The organism is Plebeiibacterium sediminum (assembly GCF_026013605.1).
Lineage (GTDB): Bacteria > Bacteroidota > Bacteroidia > Bacteroidales > Marinilabiliaceae > Saccharicrinis > Saccharicrinis sediminus.
The window spans coordinates 1-714 of sequence record NZ_JAPDPJ010000241.1; the positions used below are offsets into that span (position 1 = coordinate 1).

Genomic DNA, 714 nt, shown 5'->3' on the forward strand with positions numbered 1-714 from the left:
TATATTCATTGTAAAATACATCCTTAATAATTCATCAGACTTGAATAATTTTAAATCCCATGCCTCAATCCCTTGTTTATAACTATACCCACATTATTTTTAGTACAAAAAATCGTTACCCTTTTATTGACAAACAAATAAGTACAGAGCTTTTCAAATATCTGGGAGGTACTTGTCGGGAACTGAACTGTAATCCAATAATTGTCGGAGGGCATGATGATCATGTTCATTTGGTTGTTCTTCTTTCGCAAAAGATAGCACTAATGAAGCTTATGGAGACCATAAAAAGTCATTCTTCTAAATGGATAAAAACCAAGGGAAACAAATATGAAAAGTTTTTCTGGCAAAAAGGGTATGGAGCATTTTCTATTAATCCTACACAAATAGATGTTGTTTGTAAGTATGTTAAAGAACAAAGTAAGCATCATCAAAACAAATCATTTAAGGATGAATATGTTGCATTTCTAAACAAGTATAATGTAAAATACGATGAGCAGTATGTGTGGGATTAAAGATTTTATGAGCCTATAAATTTGGATCTATGTAGAGGGATAGACATCACACCTTCGGTGCTCAATGAGTTATATCGTTTAACCCAGCCCTGTTAGGCTGGGCTATTGACTTTACGCCTGTAGGCGCTATTGTTGGTATGAAAACCAGATATCTCGTTGACTATCTATTATTTCAAATTATTCCAATTAGATAGGCATTGAT

1 protein-coding gene is annotated in these 714 nt (G+C 33.1%); it reads left to right on the forward strand.

Annotation, left to right across the window (positions count from 1 at the left end):
* Positions 1 to 59 precede the first annotated feature (59 nt).
* Positions 60 to 512, forward strand: a complete 453-nt coding sequence (tnpA, locus tag OM075_RS25285; protein ID WP_301193344.1) for an IS200/IS605 family transposase — start codon at positions 60 to 62, stop codon at positions 510 to 512.
* Positions 513 to 714 lie beyond the last annotated feature (202 nt).

What these genes read in the sequence shown, in the direction of transcription:
- tnpA (WP_301193344.1), top strand. Translation starts at nt 60, where the DNA reads ATGCCTCAATCCCTTGTTTATAACTATACCCACATTATTTTTAGTACA.